Below are 4153 nucleotides of genomic sequence, written 5' to 3' on the forward strand. Positions count from 1 at the left end.
AAGACACGGTCTTAGAGGCTGATCCTGCACGACCTCGGTGTCATCGTCGTTGCTCCACCATCGCGTTCGCGTGGCTTTCGCCGGCACTCGGCAGATCGGCGGGGTGTCCGGTCAGGCTCTACATCGCCACCGTGACGGTCTCTCGGCGGGGCCGCCCTCGGGGACCGTAGGTTCCGCTGAGACGCAGGCCCATCCGGGAGCGTATCGCCGCCGTGAAGCCACAGCGCCCAGACGGCCGTGGCCTTGTCAGTCGTCCCCGTCCGCCCCATCAAGCAGCAGCAGATAGGCCGCTTCCAGATGTACTTCGCATTCGTCCGGGTGGTGTCGTCCGTGGATCTCCTGCAGTTCGCGAGCGCGCGGCACGGTTAGCTCCAGCAGGTTCGCGTGGCACAGCACCTCCGCCAGCACGCTGTCCGCGTAGACGAATGTGTGCTCCGGCAGCGGGCCCCGGAGACTCATGCCGTGTCCTCGTGCGAGGAATCACCATCGCTGGCGCCGGGGCCACTACTGCTATCGGTGACGTCGGTGTCGTTCTCGCTGGCGCTGGTGCCCATGCCGGTGGCCCTGTCCAGCCCGTGCGGGGTGTTGTTCGGCCACACCCGCCTCGGCGGAAACTCCGTGCCGCCATCCTCTTCCGGCCCCTGTTCCTCGGGCAACCGCAAGCGCCCGGCCCGTACCGCCGCGACCAAGCTGTTGAACGACTCGATGCACCAATTCAGTTCGACCGCATCGCGGTCGTGGTGCTTGGCATCGTTCTGACGCAGGGCATACAGCAGGTACTTCCACACCAACCACGACACCCACTGCCCATACGTTGTCACAAAACCGGCTTACCTGGGGATTTTCATGAACGCCGACACATACGTCGACGGGCTCAGCTGCGCATACGGTTGGGAGACAACAGCTTTCGTGTGTCCGCCCGCTTCGCGGTCGATGAACCAGACGTACAAATTCATCAGCTCGTTGACCGTGTCCGTGTCTTTCGGTCGCTGCTCGTACACATGCCGCCACACCGCCACCAGTTCCTTGGTGGCGCGCTGGATGAGCGTGCTGGGCTCGTCCATTCCGGCGCAGATCCGCAGGAACAGTCCGGCATCCGGTAGCGGCGTGTCCGGTGTCGGTTCCACGGGCGGCACCGTGAAGGCCACGGGCCCCTTCGGGTCAGTGCCATAGAAGATTGTGTGGGTGGTGGGACGCTCGGCAGCGGTCGGGCTAGGAGTGGTCGAGGCGTGGTTGTCAGACATACAGGATGACCCCGTTTCAGAAGGAAGAAGATCGGAAGACGTTCGAGACATCTTGGGAGACACATGATTCGGCATGCACGAACGCAAGCCGGAGCAGGCACGCCACGCGGCCCTCAGTCCCACAGCTCCGCGCACGGTAGGAACGGCAGATCAGGCTGCACCTCGTCGTCCACCGTCACGCGCAGCTCCAGCTCCGAAAAACCTTGTGCCAGTTCATCGGTAACGTTCTGGGCTTGCTCCTCGGTGGCCTAGTAGTCCAGGTGCAATGCGCCGGATTCGATGTGAAGATGGCGGATGCGCCGAGGTGGCCGGGGCGGAGTGACGGGCTGCATCGGGCGTCACATCCCCGGGAATAATCGGCGGCCGGATTCAACCTCGCCCGCCAAGTCGTCGTACCCGGCGCACAGTTCGGCCAGCTGATGCTTCGCGGCACATGCCGTCGCCATCGGGTCAGTGTCGGCACCTGTGCTGACCGCCCGTTCCCACAAGTCCGCCATCTTGGCCGCGATCTCCCCGATGGATTCGGTGTGGATGGGGAGCTGCGGCAGCTGGCCTGGCGGCGCCTGGGTCGGCAGTGGCGCTCGCGCAACCGTTCTATGCCGCTGCATCATTCGCGTGAGCACGACGTCGTCGATGACGGTCACCAGCATGTCGATATCCGCGTGCGCGGTCACCAACATCGTGGCCGCCGCACGTAACTCGGTGGACGACGCCTCCGTATCCGCCAGCACCTCGACGGCCAGCCGGTAGTCCCGCTGACACTCCACCAAGTCGAACGCCGGATTCAGGATGTCACCCGCCGTCACCGGCTGCGCACCGGAGAAGGTCGCCAGCAGCATCTCCGCTGAGGGAAGCGGCTCCAACGGCGCCCATTCCGGAATCTCGATCTCCGGAAAGTCGGTACCTGGCTCCGCATCACCGGCGCCGCCCGAATAATCCTCCGGCGGGCCGAATTCAGGCAATCCGTTCACCTCGCTCACCGTGGATGGCTCGTCGACGGCACCAGGTGGCCGGCTTCGGTGAGCACCTGCATCGCCGCAGCCTTACGCGGGCAACGAATCGCACGACAGGCCACATGGAACTGCACGATGGTATGGGCCCGCTCAACGCTGAACGGCGTGGCCGGTGCGGCGTGAGTTTCCTGTTCAGACATCGCGATGGTCTGGTGCATGGCCAAGGTGTGCATGGCTGGGTACCTCCGGATCGGGTGAATCGTTGGTGGATTACGCGGAGGTACCCGGCACCAAGGGCTTTCGCCACCCGCCACGGCACCGGGGCAGGTGCGCCGTACCTAAGCAGGGAGGGGCGTACGGCGTCGGCTTGGTACCGGGTACCAGGGCCGACCGTACGGCCCGTTTACGGCCGTTTTCCGGGGCATATAACCGAAACCGTTGAAATATACGGAAACCCGTATATTGTCCCGTCTAGGGGTGAAACCCCTTGCCTGGCAACGTGTCCCGAGCGGCCAGACGATCTTGCAGATGCACGTTCACTTCAACAGCAGGGACAGCAGCATGCATATGACAACCGGCGAGGTCATCCGCCGGATTCGTAAATCGCTCGGGATGACCCAAGCCGAATTGGGAGCGATTCTCGGCTACACCCAACCGGTTATTTCGCAGTTGGAACACGACGGTGCCGCCATCCACGATGTCCGGGTACTGCGTCAGATCGCCAGAGCGCTCCACGTTCCGCTTGCCATACTGGTGGTGGAGTCGGACGAGGAGGCAGACGTGAAACGTCGTGAATTCTTCAGGGCCGGTGCTCTTGGTGCCGGAGTCACAATGGCCGCCGCAGCTGGCCAGCATGCCAAGGCGGCGACCTCCGTAGCTGGCAGCGCCCGCATCGGCGGCGGCGAGGTCGCCGATATCAACGCTTCGGTGAACCAAATCCATGAGCTGGATCTGTTGGTGGGTGGGGATCGGTTGTGCCGCGTCGCGCGAAACGAAGTGCACTACGTCGAGCAGTTGCTGGATACCGGTACGTACACCGACGAGGTTGGCCGGGCTCTGACCAGCGCTGCCGCCGAGATGATGACCGCCGCTGGCTGGGTTCATTACGATGCGGGTCAGCTGGATCAGGCGCGACGCTATTACGCCGACGCAGCACAGGCCGCCACCGCGGCTGGGGACGGGATCGCCATTGCTCACGCCCTGGGCAATGCCAGCTCGCTCCTGACCGAGTGGAACGGTGGTACGCCCGCTGGCACCAGTCAAGCGGTGCAGTATGCGCAAACCGGATCGCGGGCGGCGTTGAGTCATGGTGGGCCAAAACTGCGGGCGCTCATGGCGATTCGTGAAGCCGACGCACTGGGCATGCAGAATCCGAGCCTCAACAAGTCCGCTGTGACCGATGCGCTGAGCCGAGCCCATCGAGCGTATGAATCCTCACAGGGCTTCGATCCGGAATGGGTCTATCTGCCGGATGCACTCCTGAGCGGCATGACCGGCGTCATGCATATGTACCTCGGCGAACATGAGGCCGCGTCGCAGCAGATTCAGGCGGCGATCGACGGATCAGGAGCCTGGCCCCGGGAACAAGCTGAATGGTGCGTCCAGCTTGGCCGCAATCTGGTTCAGGGCGGAAACATCGCCGAGGGATGCCACGTTCTCACCGAGAACTTCGGGAGCATCCGGCAGATCGCCTCGACCCGGGTGCACCAGAAGCTCGACACCGTTGCTGTCACTGTCCGACCGCACGCGAAAGTACCGGAGGTGCGGGAGTTCCTCGGGCTGCTGGCAGAGCGGGTTTAGAACAGACTACGGCTGCTATTGGTACGCCTCGGCAGCTCGCCGTATGGGGGTGCGGCCTCGTCTATGGTCCGGCCTCCACGATCCGAGGGGAGTTGTATTCCCCTTCTGATTCGTGGTCAGATCGCAAGTCGTCCATAGCCGTAGCGATGATGGCCC

General features: G+C 63.8%; 6 protein-coding genes. 1 reads left to right on the forward strand and 5 read right to left on the reverse strand.

Annotated elements, in window-relative coordinates; genetic code table 11:
- Positions 1 to 246: 246 nt before the first annotated feature.
- The 5 genes from NV1_RS41385 to NV1_RS41405 form a co-directional block, all read right to left on the reverse strand.
- On the reverse strand, positions 247 to 459 hold the full coding sequence (locus NV1_RS41385; RefSeq protein WP_067905136.1) for a hypothetical protein: 213 nt from the start codon (positions 457 to 459) through the stop codon (positions 247 to 249).
- On the reverse strand, positions 456 to 821 hold the full coding sequence (locus tag NV1_RS41390) for a hypothetical protein (RefSeq protein ID WP_157117776.1): 366 nt from the start codon (positions 819 to 821) through the stop codon (positions 456 to 458). Before NV1_RS41390 ends, NV1_RS41385 begins: the two co-directional genes overlap by 4 nt.
- Before the next feature lie 9 nt (positions 822 to 830).
- Positions 831 to 1127 carry a hypothetical protein gene (locus NV1_RS41395; protein WP_157117777.1) on the reverse strand — a complete coding sequence of 99 codons (297 nt, stop codon included), beginning with the start codon at positions 1125 to 1127 and terminating at the stop codon, positions 831 to 833.
- Between the two features lie 455 nt (positions 1128 to 1582).
- Positions 1583 to 2215, reverse strand: a complete 633-nt coding sequence (locus tag NV1_RS41400) for a hypothetical protein (protein ID WP_157117778.1) — start codon at positions 2213 to 2215, stop codon at positions 1583 to 1585.
- Positions 2216 to 2220: 5 nt separating this feature from the next.
- Complete coding sequence (locus tag NV1_RS41405) at positions 2221 to 2430, reverse strand: hypothetical protein (RefSeq protein WP_067905148.1); 210 nt, start codon at positions 2428 to 2430, stop codon at positions 2221 to 2223.
- Positions 2431 to 2674: 244 nt separating this feature from the next.
- Here NV1_RS41405 and NV1_RS41410 point away from each other — a divergent pair, with 244 nt between their 5' ends.
- Positions 2675 to 3997, forward strand: coding sequence for a helix-turn-helix domain-containing protein (locus NV1_RS41410; RefSeq protein ID WP_157117779.1), 1323 nt, complete (start codon positions 2675 to 2677; stop codon positions 3995 to 3997).
- The last annotated feature ends 156 nt before the right edge of the window (positions 3998 to 4153 follow it).

This window comes from Nocardia vaccinii NBRC 15922 (assembly GCF_001613305.1).
Classification (GTDB): domain Bacteria; phylum Actinomycetota; class Actinomycetes; order Mycobacteriales; family Mycobacteriaceae; genus Nocardia; species Nocardia vaccinii.

What these genes read in the sequence shown, in the direction of transcription:
- NV1_RS41385 (WP_067905136.1), bottom strand. Translation starts at nt 459, where the DNA reads ATGAGTCTCCGGGGCCCGCTGCCGGAGCACACATTCGTCTACGCGGAC.
- NV1_RS41405 (WP_067905148.1), bottom strand. Translation starts at nt 2,430, where the DNA reads ATGCACACCTTGGCCATGCACCAGACCATCGCGATGTCTGAACAGGAA.